This is a genomic window from Paraburkholderia sp. PAMB 6770, assembly GCF_057748135.1.
In genome coordinates this window covers 688,957-705,533 of record NZ_CM173238.1, presented here as the reverse complement: position 1 = coordinate 705,533, position 16,577 = coordinate 688,957, and the positions used below count along the sequence as shown (strand labels likewise).

Here is a 16,577-nt window from a genome sequence, read left to right as displayed (position 1 = left end):
CGGTTGCGAAAATACGGCGTGCGCCCGAGGCGTCCTGCAGAGTGTGCAGGGCATGGCGACGTCAAAATGAGGCGAGACACCCCCGGCAGGAAAAGACGCGCCGTTTGCGCGAACTTCCGGTTGCCGCCCGGCCCTCGGCTTCGCCCCCTCCGGTCACGCGCCCCGCGGGCGCACCGGCATGAGTGGGCGCGGGCCGCAGTGGGCCGGCAGGCAGCCTCCGCGGCGTGTCGGGCCATGATTTGAAGCCGTGTTCGCATGTGCCCTGCGGCAACGCGTCCTTGTCAATGGAGCGTGCCCTCCCAGGCAATTCTCCCCGCCATTTTTCCCGCTCCAGCGTACGTGTGAAAACACAACAAGGCGCGGCACGCCGTCGCCGAGACCGCTCCTGCGTCCGACAAACGCGGGCGTCGGGCCGGCGCAGCCGCTCTGGAGCCGTTCCATGAAACGCATGTTGTTCAATGCGACGCAGCAGGAAGAACTGCGCGTTGCCATCGTCGATGGGCAAAAACTCATCGACATCGATATCGAAACCGCCGGGCGCGAACAGCGCAAAGGCAACATCTACAAGGGCATCATCACCCGCATCGAGCCGTCGCTCGAAGCCTGCTTCGTGAACTACGGCGAGGACCGCCACGGCTTTCTGCCGTTCAAGGAGGTCGCGCGCCAGTACTTCCGCGACGGCGTCGAGATGCGCAGCGCGCGCATCCAGGACGCGCTGCGCGAAGGGCAGGAGCTGATCGTCCAGGTCGAGAAGGAAGAGCGCGGCAACAAGGGCGCGGCCCTCACCACGTTCATCTCGCTCGCGGGCCGCTATCTGGTGCTGATGCCGAACAACCCGCGCGGCGGCGGCGTATCGCGCCGCATCGAGGGCGACGACCGCCAGGAGCTGCGCGAGACGATGGCGCAGCTGCAGTTGCCCGAGGGGATGAGCATCATCGCGCGCACGGCCGGCATCGGCCGCTCCGCCGAAGAGCTGCAGTGGGATCTGAACTACCTGATGCAGCTGTGGCGCGCGATCGAAGCCGCGTCGCAAAGCGGCGCGCAAGGCCAGCCGATGCTGATCTATCTGGAGTCGAGCCTCGTGATCCGCGCGATCCGGGACTACTTCCAGCCGGACATCGGCGAGATCCTGATCGACACGACCGAAATCCATGACCAGGCGCGCGCCTTCATGGACATCGTGATGCCGGACAACGTCGGCAAGGTGAAGCGCTACCACGACGACGTGCCGCTCTTCTCGCGCTTCCAGATCGAACACCAGATCGAGACCGCGTACTCGCGCACCGTGCCGCTGCCGTCGGGCGGCGCGATCGTGATCGACCACACCGAGGCGCTCGTCGCGATCGACGTGAACTCGGCGCGTGCGACCAAGGGCGCGGACATCGAGGAAACCGCCGCGCGCACCAATCTCGAAGCCGCCGACGAAGTCGCGCGCCAGTTGCGCCTGCGCGACCTGGGCGGGCTGATCGTGATCGACTTCATCGACATGGAGTCGGCCAAGAGCCAGCGCGAAGTCGAGCAGCGCCTGAAAGACGCGCTGAAGCACGACCGCGCACGCGTGCAGATGGGCAAGATCTCGCGCTTCGGCCTGATGGAGCTGTCGCGCCAGCGGCTGCGCCCGGCGCTGTCGGAAGGCAGCCACGTGACCTGCCCGCGCTGCAACGGCACCGGCCACATCCGCGATACCGAATCGTCCGCGCTGCAGGTGCTGCGGATCATTCAGGAAGAGGCCATGAAGGAGAACACCGCGGCGATTCACTGCCAGGTGCCGGTCGAGGTCACCGCCTTCCTGCTGAACGAGAAACGTGCCGAGATCAACAAGATCGAATCGCGCTTCAAGGTGAACGTCGTCCTGATTCCGAACAAGCATCTCGACACGCCGCACTACAAGCTCGAACGCCTGCGTCACGACGACGCGCGTCTCGACGATCCGCGCGCATCGTGGAAGATGGCCGAAGAAGCAGCCCGCGAGCTCGAATCGGAAACCGGCTACAGCAAGCGCACCACCGAAGTGAAGCCGAAGCAGGAAGCGGCCGTGAAGGGCATCACGCCCGAGAAGCCGGCGCCGAGCGCCCCGCCGCGCCCTGCGCCGACGGCTGCTCCGGTGGCGGTCGCGCCGGCCAGCGGCGGCTTCATCGGCTGGCTGAAGAAGCTGTTTGGCGCCGCACCGGCCGCACCGGTGCAAACCGCCCCGGCGGCTGCGGAAAAGAGCGAGCGCCCGGCGCGCGGCGAGGCGCGTCCCGAACGCGGCGAGCGCGGCGAACGGGGTGAACGCAACGGCGAGCGCAATCGCAATCGTCGCGGCGCGCCCGGTCGCGACGGTGCAGCGCGCGCCGAAGCGGCGAGCGGCAATGGCCGTCCGGCCCAGGCGTCGCAGCGCCGCGAGGAACGCGAAGCGCGGGAAGGACGCGAGCCGCGCGAGGCACGGGAGGCACGGGAAACCCGCGAAGCACGCGAACCCCGGGAGCCGAGGGAACCGCGCGAGGCACGTGAGCCGCGTGCCGGCCGCGAGGCGCGCGAGACCCGCGAGACCCGTGAGCCGCGCGAAAATCGCGCGCAGGAGCGTGCCGAACGCGGCGACGCGGCGGAAACCGCCGCGCGCGGCGAACGTCGCGAGCGCGGCGAGCGTCGCCGGCAGACAAGCGAAGCCGTCGAGGCGCTGAACCCGAGCGAAATGTCGGATGACATGTCCGGCGAAACGCTGGTGCAGAACGCCTCCGCGGGGGTCGAAGCAAATGCTGCCGCCGAGCAGGAAACCCTTGCACGCGACGGCGAAGAGCGTCGTCGCCGCCGTCGTGGCCGCCGTGGCGGCCGCCGCGAGCGCGAGGAAGACCTGGCGAACGGCACCGGCGCGGACACGGCTGAAGGCGCATCCGTCGAGGCTGCGGCGCAGGAAGGCACGGTCGCTGCGGAAAGTGTGCCGGCACCTGCCGACGCACCGGTCGACGTCACCGCTACCGGGACGGCTCACGCCGCTGCGTCCGGCCAGCACGCAGACGCGCCGGCTCTCGCCGCGGCACCGGCCGTCGCGGTCGAACCGGAAGAAGTGCCGCAAGTGCCGCTCGGCGCTGAAGCCTACGTCGCGCCGCAACCGGATGTCACGCAACCGGTCGTCACCGCGCCCGCCGCGGTTGAGGCCGAGGTTGAGCCCCCAGTTGGGCCTGCAGTTGAACCCACGCGTGAGCCCGACGTCGCTGCCGAAGCGCCGGCGGCCGAAGCACCGGCTATCGCACCGTCGGGCGACGCGACAGTGCCCGCGCAACCGGCTGGCGCTTCCGTCGACGTCGCCGAACCGGCGTCCGCGCCCGTCGCGGATGAAGCAGCGCAGCCGGCAACGCGCGAAGTCGAAGCAGCCGCGGCGCCGGCCGTCGAGCCGGCCCGGCCCGTCACCGGCGCGCCGGCCCGCCCGGCACTGTCGCCGGAAACGCTCCAGCCGGTACTCGCGCACGCTGGCCTGATCTGGGTGAACACGGACGCCGACAAGCTGCGCGCCGCGCAGGAAGCGGCTGCGCAGACGGTCAAGCCGGCCCGCGTGCCGCGCGAGCGCAAATCGCTGCCGCCGGTGGACACCACGCCGATGCAGCAGGTCGAAACGGCCCGGCATCCGCAGTAAGCGGCGCGCCAGCCCCGCCACCCGTATCGGTGCGCACAGCCTGCCCTCCGGGGCAGGCTTTTTTGTCCCCGTGGCCTCGGGCCATGTACGGACTGTGAGCCGGCGGGGCTTCCGCTAGAATGGAATACTGAACTTCCGCTTCACGATCCATGTCACGACGCATCATTCCGGTTGCCGACATCAGCGCGCTGCCCGCCCCGGCGGGCGCGCTGCTCGCGCCTGTCGGCGCGTTGCAGGACGGCCTTGCGCGCCCGCTGCGGGATCTGCGCATCTCCGTCACGGATCGCTGCAACTTCCGCTGCGTCTACTGCATGCCGCGCGAAGTGTTCGACAAGGACTATGCGTTCCTGCCCCACAACGCATTGCTGACGTTCGAGGAAATCGAGCGGATCGCGCGGCTTTTTGTCGCGCACGGCGTCGAAAAAATCCGCCTGACCGGCGGCGAGCCGCTGTTGCGCAAGAATCTCGAATTCCTGATCGAGCGGCTCGCGCAATTGCAGACGCCGGACGGACGGCCGCTCGACCTGACGCTCACCACCAACGGCTCGCTGCTCGCGCGCAAGGCGCGCAGCCTGAAGGACGCCGGACTCGGGCGCGTCACCGTGAGTCTCGACGCACTCGACGACGCCCTGTTTCGCCGCATGAACGACGCCGATTTCGCGGTCGGCCAGGTGCTCGAGGGCATCGACGCCGCGCAGGCCGTCGGACTCGCGCCGGTCAAGGTCAACATGGTGGTCAAGCGCGGCACCAACGACGCCGAGATCGTGCCGATGGCGCGCCACTTCAAGGGCAGCGGCAGCGTGCTGCGCTTTATCGAATACATGGACGTCGGCGCATCGAACGGCTGGAACATGACCGAGGTGCTGCCGTCCGCCGAGGTCGTCGCGCGCATTGCCGCGCACTACCCGCTCGTGCCGCTCGAACCGCACAGCGCGGCCGAAACCGCGCAGCGCTGGGGCTACGCGGACGGCAGCGGCGAACTCGGCGTCATCTCCAGCGTCACCCGCGCGTTTTGCGCGACGTGCACGCGTGCGCGGCTGTCGACCGAAGGCAAGCTGTACCTGTGCCTGTTCGCGCACGCGGGACACGACCTGCGCGCGCTGGTGCGCAACGGCGCGAGCGACGAACAGATCGCGTCGGCCATCGCGCACATCTGGCAGGGCCGCACCGACCGCTACTCGCAGTTGCGTGGCAACCAGCCGGCCGACGCGCCGGCCGAGCGGCGCGTCGAGATGTCCTACATTGGCGGCTGAGCGAGCCTCGTCCGTGAAGCCCGAGCGCGCGCATCTTACCGGACTCGTGCTGGCCGGCGGACGCGGCAGCCGCATGGGCGGCGTCGACAAGGGTCTGCAGCCGTTGCACGGCGAGGCGCTCGCCGCCCACGTGTTGCGGCGGCTCGCGCCGCAAACCGGCGCGCTGCTGATCAGCGCGAACCGGCACGCCGAACGCTACGCGGCGCTCGGCGCGCCATGGGGCGCCACGGTGGTCGCCGATACGCTGCCGGGTTTTCCGGGCCCGCTTGCCGGGCTGCTCGCGGGCCTGCGCGCCGCGCGCACGCCCTTCGTGCTCAGCGCCCCGTGCGACACGCCGGCCTTGCCCACCGATCTCGCCGCCCGCCTCGCCGCCGCGCTCGATGCCGATCAGGCCGACATCGCGACCGTCCGCACCCGCGATGCGCACGGCACGCGCTCGCTGCATCCGGTCGTCGCGCTGCTCGCCACGCACCTCGCCGACGACCTGAGCGCGTTCCTCGACGCGGGCGAGCGCAAGGTGCGCGCGTGGTACGCGCGCCACAGGGCGGTCGAAGTCGACTTTGACGATGAGCGCGCGTTCTACAATATCAATTCTTTACAGGAACTCGACGACCTTGAACGTAGCTGAGGTCTCCGCCGAATTCCCGCGCCGGCCGCGCAACGGCCGCCGGACCCGCTTCCGGACGCGACGCTCCACCTCCCATGACCACGCTTAACGAATACTCCCGCTGCGTCGCCCAGTACGATCCTCACGCGCTGCCGGTTTCCGCCGCGCAGGCCATCGTGCGCCACTGGGCCGCGCCCGTGGCCGGCGTCGAGCGCGTGCCGCTGCACGATGCGCTCGACCGTGTGCTCGCCGAAGACATCGTTTCGCCGCACGACGTCCCCGCGCACGACAACTCGGCGATGGACGGCTATGCGTTCCACGGCAGCGTGCTGGGCGAGCCCGGCGCGGACGTCGAACTCGCGGTCGCCGGCCGCGCGCTCGCCGGTCATCCGTTCATGGGCGTCACCGCCGTTGCGCAATGCGTGCGCGTGATGACGGGCGCCTGCATGCCGGCCGATTGCGACACGGTCGTACCGCAAGAGCTCGTCGCGCGCGACGGCGACACGATCCGCTTTGCGCGCGACGCCGTGCGCGCCGGCGCCAACCGGCGTCTTGCCGGCGAAGATCTGGCGCGCGGCAGCGCGGCGTTGCACGCTGGGCGCATCGTGCGCGCGTCGGACCTCGGTCTGCTCGCGTCGCTCGGCTTCGCGGAAGTGCCGGTGAAGCGCCGTCTGCGGGTCGCGTTCTTTTCGACCGGCGACGAGCTGCGCTCGCTTGGCGAGCCGCTCGAGCCTGGCTGCGTCTACGACAGCAACCGGCACACGCTGTTCGCGATGCTGCGGCGGCTGAACCTCGAACCGCTCGACCTGGGCGTGGTGCGCGACGAGGCCGATGCGCTCGGTACCGCGCTGCGCGGCGCGGCCGCCAGCGCCGACGTGGTGCTGACGTCGGGCGGCGTATCGGTCGGCGAAGCGGACCTGACGAAGCAGATGCTGCAGGCGTTCGGCGACGTCGCGTACTGGAGCCTCGCGATGCGCCCCGGCCGCCCGCTTGCCTTCGGCCGCGTGTGGTCGGGCGGCCGGCCCGGCGACGGCCATCCGGCGCTGTTCTTCGGTTTGCCAGGCAACCCGGTCGCCGTGATGGTCACGTTTTATCAGATCGTGCGCGAAGCACTCCTCATCATGGCGGGCGCGACCCATGAGCCGCCCGCACGGATTCGCGCGTCGAGCGGCACGGCCATCCGCAAGCGGGCCGGCCGCACCGAGTATCAGCGCGGCATCGCCCGGTGCGACGCGCGCGGGCAATGGCGCGTCGCGCCGACCGGCTCGCAGGGCTCCGGCGTGCTCAGCTCGATGAGCGAAGCGAACTGCTTCATCGTGCTCGAACACGATGCGGGCGACGTCGCCGAAGGCGAACCGGTCGATATCATGCTGTTCGACGGACTGATCTGAGCGGCCGCACGGTATCCTGTCGTCCGGGCCGGCGCGCCCCAACCTTCTTTCGACCAACGGGTTCGACTCCCATGAAAAAACAAATCTCGTACATCGCCCCGGGACAGACCGCCAAAGCGCTGATCCTCGTGTACCTGACCTTTAGCGTGCCGATCGTGCTGCTGGGCGCGGTGGTCGCGCTGATCCGCTACCACTCGGTCGAGCTCAGCACCGTGTTCAGCGCGCTGCTGCTCAATGCGATCCTCGGCTTCATCCTGCTGTGGATCGCGTGCCGCGCGTACAACTGGGTCGCCTCGCGCTTCGGCGGCATCGAGATCCAGCTGAGCGACGTGCAGGAGGAAGCGTGATGAGTGTGACGATCCGTGCCGCGACGCCGGCCGACGTCGGCGCCGTCTTCGCGCTGATGCGCGAACTCGCCGAATTCGAAAAGCTCACGCACCTGTTCGTCGCCACCGAAGCCGGCGTGCACGACGCGCTGTTCGGTCCGCGCCCGGCATCCGAGGCGCTCGTCGCGCAGGCGCGGGACGGCCGCATCGTCGGCTACGCGCTGTACTTCCACAACTATTCGACCTTCCTCGGCCGGCGCGGGCTGTATCTGGAAGACCTGTACGTCCAGCCGTCGCAGCGCGGCAGCGGCCTCGGCACCGAGATGCTGCGGCGCCTCGCGTCGCTCGCGATCGAGCGCGAATGCGGCCGCTTCGAATGGACCGTGCTCGACTGGAACCAGCCGGCCATCCGCTTCTACGAGAAGATGGGGGCTACCGTGTTGCCCGACTGGCGCGTGGTGCGCGTCACCGGCGACGCGCTCGCGCGGCTTGCCGACGCACCGGCCGACGCCGCCCGCTGAACCCGGGCGCCGGCCGCGCGCCGCGCGCTCGCGCAAGAGCGCGCGCTACGCTGCACGCCTCATGCGGCCCGATGGGATCACAGCAGAGGTTCACGGCAGAGGTTCACGGCAGAGGTTCACGGCAGCAGTTCACAGCAGCGGTTCAAAAGCGGCCGGTTCACGGCTCGTCCGTCTCCGCGCCGGGCAGCGCCTCGCCGAGCAGGCCGCTCGCCTCTTCGCCCGGCAACGCCTCGACCTCGCGCAGCTTGCGGTTCATCACGCGCGTGCGCGTTTGCGCGGCTTCGATCGAGCGCGTGACCGTCTCGAGCTGTGCCTTGGTTTTCGCGAGCACGTCGCCAAACTTGCCGAACTCGGTCTTCACTGCACCGAGCACCTGCCACACTTCGCTCGAACGCTTCTCGATCGCGAGCGTGCGGAAACCCATCTGGAGACTGTTCAGCAACGCGGTGAGCGTGGTCGGCCCGGCGATCGTCACGCGATAATCGCGCTGCAACGCATCGGTCAACCCGGGACGGCGCAGGATTTCTGCATACAGGCCCTCGGTCGGCAGAAACAGTAGCGCGAAATCGGTCGTGTGCGGCGGGGCGACGTATTTCTCCGCAATCGTGCGGGCTTCGGCGCGAATCCTCGCTTCGAGCGCGCGCGACGCGTCGTCGACCGCCGCCGGATCGGCCCGCTCCTGGGCGTCGATGAGCCGCTCGTAATCCTCCCGGGGAAATTTCGCGTCGATCGGCAGCCATACCGGCGCGGACGCGCCGTCGGGCGTTTGCCGCCCCGGCAGACGGATCGCGAATTCGACCCGCTCGTTGCTCTGCGGCACGGTCGCGACGTTCTTCGCGTACTGCTCGGCCGTGAGAATCTGTTCGAGCAGCGTTTCGAGCTGGACTTCGCCCCAGGTGCCGCGCGTCTTCACGTTGGTGAGCACCTTCTTCAGGTCGCCGACGCCGGCCGCGAGCGTCTGCATTTCGCCCAGACCGCGATGGACCTGTTCGAGCCGCTCGGACACCTGCCGGAACGATTCGCCGAGGCGCTGTTCAAGCGTCGCATGCAGCTTCTCGTCGACCGTGCGGCGCATTTCCTCGAGCCGCGCCGCATTGTTCGCTTCGATGTCCTTCAGCCGCTGTTCGAGCGTCGCGCGCACCTCGGCGAAACGGCGATCGTTCGCCTCGGTCAGCTGGCCGAGCTGCAGCGTGAGCGTCTCGCCGAAGCGGCGCAGCGTGGCCGCCTGCTCCTCGCGCGCCTGCAGCGCCTGCTGCTGCAGACTCTGGCGCACCGCGTCGAGCTGCTGTGCATTCGTTTCGGTAAGCTTGACGAGTTGCTGCGCAAACCCGTCGATCTTGCCGCCCTGCAGCGTCGCCATGCTGGTGAACTGGGCGGTCAGCGTCTGCTGGAACTGCGCGAAGCCGCCGCTCAGTTCGCTGCGCGAGACCCGCGCGGTTTCGGCGATTTCGCTGCGCAACTCGCGTTCGAGCCGCTCGGCGGCGCGCGCCTGCGCGTCCGCCGCGGCGCCGAGGTGATCGCCCAGTGCGTCGAGCTGAGCGTCCACCGCACCCGGGCGGGCGCCGCGCACGAGCGCCACGAGGGCCACGAGGGCCAGCACAAGCGCGACGGCCAGAACGATGACCGCCGCCGGCCACAGTGTCGTCATACGCGCGCCCTGCCCATCACGTCGGGGTTGATCGGATTGGCCGGGCGTCCCGCATTCGGGCCCTCGCCGAGCGCCGCGATCAGGTTGTCGGCCGCAAGGTTGGCCATCGCCCGCCGGGTCGCCTCGGTCGCGCTCGCGATATGCGGCGTCAGCACGACGTTCGCCACCGTCAGCAGTCCGGGATGCACGCTCGGCTCGCCCTCGTAGACGTCGAGGCCGGCCGCGGCGATGCGCCCTGCGCGCAACGCGTCGACCAGCGCGGCGTCGTCGACGATGCCGCCGCGCGCGATATTCGTCAGCGTCGCGGTCGGCTTCATCAGCGCGAGTTCGGCCGCGCCGATCGTGTGATGGCTCTCCTTCGTGTACGGCAGCACCAGCACGACGTGGTCGGCCTGCTGCAGCAGCGCTTCCTTCGACACATACTGCGCGTTCAGTTGCGCCTCGATCTCCGGCGCGACGCGCGAGCGGTTGTGGTAGATCACCCGCATGTCGAAGCCGCGCGCGCGGCGCGCGAGCGCCTGGCCGATCCGGCCCATGCCGATCACGCCCAGCGTGGCGCCGTGAACGTCACTGCCGAGGAACCCGTCATACGCCCATTTCTGCCACTGGCCGGCGCGCAGCCAGTGCTCCGACTCGGCAATCCGGCGCGCGGCGGCCATCATCAGCGCCCAGCCGAAGTCGGCGGTGGACTCGTTCAGCACGTCGGGCGTGTTGGTGCCGAGCACGTTCGCCGCGTTGAACGCGGCCATGTCGAAATTGTTGAAGCCGACCGCCATATTCGACACGACGCGCAGACGCGGCGCGCCCGCGAGCGCCGCTGCGCCGATCACATCGCCGGCGGTGAGCGCGCCGTCGCAGTCGGCCAGCCGCTGGATCAGCGCCTGCTCCGACAGCAGGTCGCCGTTATTCCAGTCGACCACGAAATACTGCTTCAGGCGCTCGATCACGTCCGGAAAAATCGGACGGGCAACCAGGATCTTTTGCATTGCAACTCTCCGAATGGCACGCGCTGCCCGAGCGGGGTCCGTGCCTCGTTCAGTGTCAGAAAAATAGCCAGCTGGTGACCAGAAACATCGGCACCAGCACGACCGCGGCCCAGCCCAGATAGGCGAAAAAGCCCGGCATGCGCACGCCGCGCGATTCCGCGATCGCCTTCACCATGAAGTTCGGCGCATTGCCGATATAGCTGTTCGCGCCCATGAACACCGCGCCGGCCGAGATCGCGGCGAGCGTGGTCGCGCCGGCATTCATCAGCGTCTGTGCGTCGCCGCCCGCGAGGTTGAAGAACACGAGATAGGTCGGCGCGTTGTCGAGGAACGACGACAGCACGCCCGTTGCCCAGAAGTACATCGCGTCGTGGGGCTGTCCGCTCGCATCCTTGACCAGGTGGACGATGCCGGCAAACGCCCCCGCCTCGCCCGCGCGCAGGATCGTGATGACCGGCGCGATCGTCACGAAGATGCCGGCGAAGAGCTTGGCGACCTCCTCGATCGGCGCCCAGTTGAACGCGTTGCCCTCGCGCGCCGCGCGCGGCGTGATGGCCAGCGACAGCAGCGTGAGCGCGGCCAGCGCGACGTCGCGCACGAGATTTTGCAGCGCAACCTGCGTGCCGAACACGTCGAACGCGATGCCGGGCTTCCACAGGCCGCTCATCAGCACCAGCGCGATCACGCCGGCGAGCAGCACGAAGTTGATCTTGCCGTCGATGCCCAGCATCGGCGAGTCGGGCGTCGGGTCGGCGAGCGCGCTGCGCTGCTCGTCGTCGCGACGGTAATAGTACGAATCCAGCGCGTAAAAAAGCACGAGCAGCACCGCGCAGACAAACAGCATCGGCAATGCGAGATGCTTCGTTGTCCAGAAAAAACTCACGCCGTTCAGAAAGCCGAGGAAGAGCGGCGGGTCGCCGAGCGGCGACAGCGAGCCCCCGGCGTTCGCCACGAGAAAGATGAAAAACACGACCACGTGCACGATGTGCTTGCGGTTGTCGTTCGCGCGCAGCAGCGGCCGGATCAGCAGCATCGCGGCACCGGTCGTGCCCATGATGCTCGCGAGCGCGGTGCCGAGCGCGAGGATCCCGGTATTCAGACGCGGCGAGCCGCGCAGGTTGCCGCGCACGCAGATGCCGCCCGCCACGGTATAGAGCGCCGTGAGCAGCACGATGAACGGCACGTACTCTTCGAGCAGCGCGTGCACCACCGCGCCGAATGCCGTGCCCACGCCGAACGCGAACGCGAACGGCACCAGAAACAGCGCGGCCCAGGCCGCGGCGATCTTGCCGAAGTGGTAATGCCAGAACGAGGGCGCGATTAGCGGAAACACCGCGATCGACAGCAGGATGCCTGCAAACGGCACGCCCCACGCGGCCGACAGACTCGCGCCGTCGAGGGTCGCCGCCGACGCGACCCCGGGCAGCAGCGACAGGGCGGCAACGCAAACGATGCATAGCGTTGCGACAGGACGCTTCATGATGGAATCCCCGAAATGGAAAAAGCAAAGTGCGGCAGGACGCCGCTCAGTACGGTCATACCGTCAGGCGTCGCGCACGACGATGACATGGACGCGGTAGGGTCCGTGCGCACCGAGAACGATGGTCTGCTCGATGTCGCCGGTTCGCGACGGTCCCGACACGAAGTTGACCGCACGCGGCAACTCGCCCCGCTCGGCATGGATCAGGTCGAACGCGTCTTCGTGTCCGCCGACGATGCGCGATGCCGGCACGATGGCCAGATGCGTTTCAGGCAGCAGCGCAGCCGACGCCCACGTCTGCGGACCGGACAGCAGCACGAGCGTCCCGGTTTCGGCGGTGGCGCAAAAGCAGCCGGTGATGCCGACCGCGTCGGCCTCGCCCGGCTTGCGGCATTCGACCGCGAGCCCCGCCGCCGCCCAGTCGAGGCTGCTCAGCGTGTGCCACGCAACCGCGCGCAGCGGCAGGCCGTGCGCGCTCAGGTAGCGATGCGCGGCAAGCGGCGCCTCGGCGAGCGTCGCGATGGAATCGACGGTCGTGGCGAGCTTCTGCGCCTCCTCGGCAAAGCGCGCGACGCGGTCTGCCGGCAGGACCGGCTGCGGACCGCGCGGATGACGCGCCAGATAATCGGCCACCGCGTCATGCTCGACGGCGGCCGGTTCCGCGTCGCGCCCCTGGGCCGCGCGAATGCGCGCAAGGATGTTGCGGCGGGCAATCGATGTATCCATGAGCGCGGTCCTCGTGTCGTTAGCCAGACGGCTTCGCGAGGATTATACCGGCGCCCCCGCGCGCAAACACGCGGCCATCCGGCCAATGCGCGCACACGGCGGCACGGCGTCAGGCCGATGCGCCCTCCGGCTGGCGAATACCGAACACCTGGCGCAGATAAGCAAGATAGGCCTTGTCGTCGCACATGTTCTTGCCGGGAGAATCGGACAGCTTCGCGACAGGCTGTCCGTTGCAACGGACCATCTTGATCACGATCTGCAACGGGTTGTAGCCGAGATCGTTGGTGAGGTTCGTGCCGACCCCGAACGCGAGCTTGCAGCGCCCGCGAAAGCGCTCGTACAACTGCAGCACTTTCGGGATATCGAGCGCATCGGAGAACACCAGCACCTTCGTGCGCGGATCGCACCGGTTCGCCTCGTAGTGCTTCAGCAGCCGCTCGCCCCACTCGAACGGATCGCCCGAGTCATGGCGCGCGCCGTCGAACAGCTTGCAGAAGTACATGTCGAAGTCGCGCAGGAACGCATCCATCCCGTACACGTCGGACAGCGCGATGCCGAGGTCGCCCCGATACTCCTTCGCCCACTGTTCCAGGCCGAAGATCTGCGAGTCGCGCAGCCGCGGCCCGAGTGCCTGGCAGGCCTGCAGATATTCGTGCGCCATCGTGCCGAGCGGCGTGAGGCCGTGCTTCATCGCGTAGAACACGTTGCTCGTACCGGCGAACTGCTCGCCCAGGTCGTCCTTCAGCGTGAGGGTCACCTCTTCGTGCCAGCGCTTCGAGAAGCGCCGCCGCGTGCCATAGTCGGCAATCTTGCAGTCGGCGAACTCCGGGCGCGCGCCGAGCAGCTTGATCTTTTCGCCGAGCCGCTCGCGGCCCTCGCCATACGCCGGCTCCTTCTGCGTGTTGCGGAAGTAGACCTCGTTGACGATGGCGAGCACCGGAATCTCGAACAGGATCGTGTGCAGCCACGGCCCCTTGATGCCGATCTCGATCTCGCCGTTGCCCTTTGCGGACGGTTCGATCGAGATGTACTTCCCGTTCAGGTGAAAGAGCGCAAGGAAGTCGATGAAATCGCTCTTGATGAAACGCATGCGCCTCAGGTAGTCCAGCTCCTCGCCGGTGAAGCGCAGCGCGCACAGCTTGTGGACCTCGTCGCGGATCTCGTCCACGTACGGCACGAGGTCGACGTCCGGCGTGCGGCAGCGAAAGCGGTACTCGACGCTGGCGGCGGGAAAATGATGCAGGACCACCTGCATCATCGTGAACTTGTAGAGATCGGTATCGAGCAGCGAAGTGATGATCATGATGGTGCCAACGGTGCAAAACTGGCGGCGCGAGCCCGGCGGCCGACCGGCGACGCGAGCCGGATATCCCGGCCGTACTGCGCCGGCACCCCGCCGACACCGCGGCCAGCCGGCGGCCTCCCCTCGCGCGCCGCCCTGCGCCCATGTTACCCGAATGCGTGCGCGCGCAGCGGCCCGCGCGCCCCGGCGGGACGGCCATAAACTAATCACGAAAAGGTATAAGAGCCCGCCGGCGCGCGGCGTGATATGCCTCTTGACGTTCAGTTACAATACCGCTTTTGGCGTTTTGCCTCCCCCGATACTGCATGCAGGAGCTGCCTGAATGACCCACGTTGTGACCGAAAGCTGCATCAAGTGCCGCTATACCGACTGCGTCGATGTGTGTCCGGTGGACTGCTTTCGCGAAGGTCCCAACTTCCTCGCGATCGACCCGGACGAGTGCATCGACTGCGCCGTGTGCGTCGCCGAGTGCCCGGTGAACGCGATCTACGCCGAGGAAGACGTGCCGGGCGACCAGCAGAACTTCATCGCGCTGAACGCGGATCTCGCGAAGGGCTGGCCGAGCATCACGAAGACCAAGGCGCCGCTGCCCGAAGCGGACGAGTTCAAGGACGTCAAGGACAAACTCGCGCTGCTCGCGCGCTAAGCGGCGTCCGGCTGCCGCGGGCTGCGCGCAGGCTTGCCGCAGCCGCCGCACCGCCTTTCGGGAGAAGTCGGGGTATTGACAGTCCCGTGCACACCCCCTAAAATCCCGTTTCTCTGCTGTTGTTGTTCCCCGATAGCTCAGTCGGTAGAGCGCCGGACTGTTAATCCGTAGGTCCCTGGTTCGAGCCCAGGTCGGGGAGCCAAGAATTGCAAAGGCCCGTTAACCAGAACGGGCTTTTTTATGCGTCAAGTGACGCGCCGTCGTGTTGCACAGCTGTTCCCCGATAGCTCAGTCGGTAGAGCGCCGGACTGTTAATCCGTAGGTCCCTGGTTCGAGCCCAGGTCGGGGAGCCAAGAATTGCGAAGGCCCGCATCCATGCGGGCCTTTTGCTTGGTGGCGTCGGTTTTGCGCCGTTTGGTTTTGCGCCGTTTGGTTTTGTACCACTTCACTTCGTGGTGTCTCGTCGCTCGCCACGTCACCAGTTTTGTGCGCCCTCTCGGCCCACGTCCGCTCTTCTCCGCCCGCCATCCGCGCCGCACGCAATCGCGTTACGATGGGCGTTTCCCCGTTTCCCGTTCCCCGCCGCCCATGACCATCCGCCTGTTGCGTGCCGCATTCGCGATCGCCGCCGTTGCCGCCCTCGTCCCGCCAGCCCGCAGCGAGGAAATCGGCAGCGTCAACACCAATTTCCATTTCACCGGCTCGGATCGCGTCGTGGTCGAGGCCTACGACGACCCGCTCGTGCAGGGCGTGACCTGTTACGTGTCGCGGGCCCGCACGGGCGGCATCAAGGGAACGCTCGGGATTGCCGAAGATCCGACCGAGGCGTCGATCGCCTGCCGCCAGGTCGGCCCGATCCATTTCAACGGGCCGCTCAAGCAGCAGGCGGACGTGTTCTCGGTCAGCATGTCGCTCATTTTCAAGACGCTGCACGTGGTCCGCGTGGTCGACGCGAAACGCGACACGCTCGTCTACCTGACCTATAGCGACCGGGTCGCGAGCGGCAGCGCGAAAAACAGCGTCAGCGCAGTGCCGCTGCCGGCCGGCACGACGATCCCGCTGAAATGACCGCCACCCGCCGCGCACCGTCCCCCATGCGTGCATCCGCCCCGCCGGTCGCGCGGCCGCGCGCGCCGGCCGCGCATTTTCGCGACAGCGCCCGCTACTGGCGCACCCCGCTGCTGCCCGGCGCCGACCTTGTGACCGCCGAATATCACGATCACACGTTCGCGCCGCACTGGCACGACGCGTACACGATTCCGGTGATCGTCGCCGGCGCCGAGAGCTACCGCTACCGCGGCGCCAACCACGTCGCGGAGGCAGGCAGCGTGCCGGTCATCCATCCGGGCGAACTGCACACCGGCGCCCGCGCGGTCGAGGCAGGCTGGCGCTACCGGGTGCTGTACGCGCCGGTCGAATTCATCCACCGGCTCGCGACCGACCTGGCCGGATCGCCGCAAGATCTGCCGTGGTTCGAACCCGGTGTGATCCGCGATCCCGCGCTCGCGCGGCGCCTGGCGTACGCGCACCGGCTGCTCGAAGCGCACGGCGATCCGCTTGCGGCCGAGACGGCGATGTTCGACGCGCTGTCGATGCTGCTCGTGCGCCACGCGCGCAGCCGGCCGCAGCCGCACCGCATCGCCGCCGACGACATCCGGGTCGCCGCGATGAAGGCGCACCTGAGCGACAATCTCACCGAGGCGCTGCGGCTCGCCGAGCTGGCCGCCGAGGTCGGCCTGTCACCGTTTCACGCGGCGCGCCTGTTTGCGCAGGCCACCGGCCTGCCGCCGCACGCGTGGCGCACTCAGGTGCGCCTGCAGCGCGCGCTCGCGCCGCTGCGCGCGGGCGTGCCGGTCGCGGACGTCGCCGCGGCGAGCGGCTTTGCCGACCAGAGTCACTTCACGCGCCATTTCCGCCGCATGTTCGGCGTGCCGCCCGGACGCTGGCAATCCGCGTGACGGGGTAGCGGGGTAACCGGCCCACCGCGCGCACGCGGTCGCGCGGACCGCAAGAACGTTCAAGCCAGCGCCGCGGGCCCGCGTTATCCTCGCCGCCCATGGAGAGAGGAACGTGAACC

14 protein-coding genes and 2 tRNA genes are annotated in these 16,577 nt (G+C 68.5%); 11 read left to right on the top strand and 5 right to left on the bottom strand.

The window, feature by feature from the left end:
- Nucleotides 1–439 precede the first annotated feature (439 nt).
- From AC3AP7_RS03360 to AC3AP7_RS03335, 6 genes are all read left to right on the top strand, one after another.
- On the top strand, nt 440–3,613 hold the full coding sequence (locus AC3AP7_RS03360) for an Rne/Rng family ribonuclease (protein WP_475765586.1): 3,174 nt from the start codon (nt 440–442) through the stop codon (nt 3,611–3,613).
- A gap of 149 nt (nt 3,614–3,762) precedes the next feature.
- Nucleotides 3,763–4,866 carry a GTP 3',8-cyclase MoaA gene (gene moaA / locus AC3AP7_RS03355; RefSeq protein WP_475765588.1) on the top strand — a complete coding sequence of 368 codons (1,104 nt, stop codon included), beginning with the start codon at nt 3,763–3,765 and terminating at the stop codon, nt 4,864–4,866.
- 73 nt (nt 4,867–4,939) lie between these two features.
- Nucleotides 4,940–5,494, top strand: coding sequence for a molybdenum cofactor guanylyltransferase MobA (gene mobA, locus AC3AP7_RS03350; protein WP_475767810.1), 555 nt, complete (start codon nt 4,940–4,942; stop codon nt 5,492–5,494).
- Nucleotides 5,495–5,568: 74 nt separating this feature from the next.
- Complete coding sequence (moeA, locus tag AC3AP7_RS03345) at nt 5,569–6,864, top strand: molybdopterin molybdotransferase MoeA (RefSeq protein ID WP_475765590.1); 1,296 nt, start codon at nt 5,569–5,571, stop codon at nt 6,862–6,864.
- A gap of 71 nt (nt 6,865–6,935) precedes the next feature.
- The gene (locus AC3AP7_RS03340) at nt 6,936–7,211 is read left to right on the top strand and encodes a hypothetical protein (protein WP_475765593.1); all 276 of its coding nucleotides are present in this window, start codon (nt 6,936–6,938) and stop codon (nt 7,209–7,211) included.
- A complete protein-coding gene (locus tag AC3AP7_RS03335; protein ID WP_475765595.1) occupies nt 7,211–7,711 on the top strand; it encodes a GNAT family N-acetyltransferase in 501 nt (166 codons plus the stop codon). The genes AC3AP7_RS03340 and AC3AP7_RS03335 overlap by 1 nt, the downstream gene beginning before the upstream one ends.
- A 157-nt stretch (nt 7,712–7,868) precedes the next feature.
- On the opposite strand, the gene AC3AP7_RS03330 is transcribed toward AC3AP7_RS03335, so the two are convergent.
- The 5 genes from AC3AP7_RS03330 to pncB form a co-directional block, all read right to left on the bottom strand.
- Nucleotides 7,869–9,359 (bottom strand): DNA recombination protein RmuC, encoded by a 1,491-nt coding sequence (locus tag AC3AP7_RS03330; RefSeq protein ID WP_475765596.1) that lies wholly within the window; start codon nt 9,357–9,359, stop codon nt 7,869–7,871.
- Nucleotides 9,356–10,345, bottom strand: a complete 990-nt coding sequence (locus tag AC3AP7_RS03325) for a 2-hydroxyacid dehydrogenase (protein ID WP_475765598.1) — start codon at nt 10,343–10,345, stop codon at nt 9,356–9,358. Before AC3AP7_RS03325 ends, AC3AP7_RS03330 begins: the two co-directional genes overlap by 4 nt.
- 55 nt (nt 10,346–10,400) lie before the next feature.
- The gene (locus AC3AP7_RS03320) at nt 10,401–11,825 is read right to left on the bottom strand and encodes a sodium:proton antiporter (RefSeq protein ID WP_475765601.1); all 1,425 of its coding nucleotides are present in this window, start codon (nt 11,823–11,825) and stop codon (nt 10,401–10,403) included.
- A 63-nt stretch (nt 11,826–11,888) separates the two neighbouring features.
- Complete coding sequence (locus tag AC3AP7_RS03315; protein ID WP_475765603.1) at nt 11,889–12,551, bottom strand: LutC/YkgG family protein; 663 nt, start codon at nt 12,549–12,551, stop codon at nt 11,889–11,891.
- 109 nt (nt 12,552–12,660) lie between these two features.
- Nucleotides 12,661–13,854, bottom strand: coding sequence for a nicotinate phosphoribosyltransferase (gene pncB / locus AC3AP7_RS03310; protein ID WP_475765605.1), 1,194 nt, complete (start codon nt 13,852–13,854; stop codon nt 12,661–12,663).
- Between the two features lie 322 nt (nt 13,855–14,176).
- Here pncB and fdxA point away from each other — a divergent pair, with 322 nt between their 5' ends.
- The 5 genes from fdxA to AC3AP7_RS03285 all read left to right on the top strand — a co-directional run bounded on the left by fdxA (nt 14,177) and on the right by AC3AP7_RS03285 (nt 16,458).
- Nucleotides 14,177–14,500: a ferredoxin FdxA gene (gene fdxA / locus AC3AP7_RS03305; RefSeq protein ID WP_475765607.1), complete on the top strand. Its 324-nt coding sequence runs from the start codon at nt 14,177–14,179 to the stop codon at nt 14,498–14,500.
- Nucleotides 14,501–14,626: 126 nt separating this feature from the next.
- A tRNA-Asn gene (locus AC3AP7_RS03300) sits at nt 14,627–14,702 on the top strand.
- Nucleotides 14,703–14,777: 75 nt separating this feature from the next.
- A tRNA-Asn gene (locus AC3AP7_RS03295) sits at nt 14,778–14,853 on the top strand.
- A gap of 235 nt (nt 14,854–15,088) precedes the next feature.
- Nucleotides 15,089–15,568, top strand: a complete 480-nt coding sequence (locus AC3AP7_RS03290; RefSeq protein WP_475765609.1) for a CreA family protein — start codon at nt 15,089–15,091, stop codon at nt 15,566–15,568.
- Between the two features lie 26 nt (nt 15,569–15,594).
- Entirely contained in the window at nt 15,595–16,458 is an 864-nt protein-coding gene (locus AC3AP7_RS03285) for a helix-turn-helix transcriptional regulator (protein WP_475765611.1), read from the top strand.
- Nucleotides 16,459–16,577: the final 119 nt, after the last annotated feature.

Coding starts and splice junctions, on each gene's coding strand:
- pncB (WP_475765605.1), bottom strand. CDS start 13,854: ATGATCATCACTTCGCTGCTCGATACCGATCTCTACAAGTTCACGATG.
- AC3AP7_RS03360 (WP_475765586.1), top strand. CDS start 440: ATGAAACGCATGTTGTTCAATGCGACGCAGCAGGAAGAACTGCGCGTT.
- AC3AP7_RS03315 (WP_475765603.1), bottom strand. CDS start 12,551: ATGGATACATCGATTGCCCGCCGCAACATCCTTGCGCGCATTCGCGCG.
- moaA (WP_475765588.1), top strand. CDS start 3,763: ATGTCACGACGCATCATTCCGGTTGCCGACATCAGCGCGCTGCCCGCC.
- AC3AP7_RS03325 (WP_475765598.1), bottom strand. CDS start 10,345: ATGCAAAAGATCCTGGTTGCCCGTCCGATTTTTCCGGACGTGATCGAG.
- AC3AP7_RS03320 (WP_475765601.1), bottom strand. CDS start 11,825: ATGAAGCGTCCTGTCGCAACGCTATGCATCGTTTGCGTTGCCGCCCTG.
- AC3AP7_RS03290 (WP_475765609.1), top strand. CDS start 15,089: ATGACCATCCGCCTGTTGCGTGCCGCATTCGCGATCGCCGCCGTTGCC.
- AC3AP7_RS03285 (WP_475765611.1), top strand. CDS start 15,595: ATGCGTGCATCCGCCCCGCCGGTCGCGCGGCCGCGCGCGCCGGCCGCG.
- AC3AP7_RS03335 (WP_475765595.1), top strand. CDS start 7,211: ATGAGTGTGACGATCCGTGCCGCGACGCCGGCCGACGTCGGCGCCGTC.
- AC3AP7_RS03330 (WP_475765596.1), bottom strand. CDS start 9,359: ATGACGACACTGTGGCCGGCGGCGGTCATCGTTCTGGCCGTCGCGCTT.
- AC3AP7_RS03340 (WP_475765593.1), top strand. CDS start 6,936: ATGAAAAAACAAATCTCGTACATCGCCCCGGGACAGACCGCCAAAGCG.
- moeA (WP_475765590.1), top strand. CDS start 5,569: ATGACCACGCTTAACGAATACTCCCGCTGCGTCGCCCAGTACGATCCT.
- fdxA (WP_475765607.1), top strand. CDS start 14,177: ATGACCCACGTTGTGACCGAAAGCTGCATCAAGTGCCGCTATACCGAC.
- mobA (WP_475767810.1), top strand. CDS start 4,940: ATGGGCGGCGTCGACAAGGGTCTGCAGCCGTTGCACGGCGAGGCGCTC.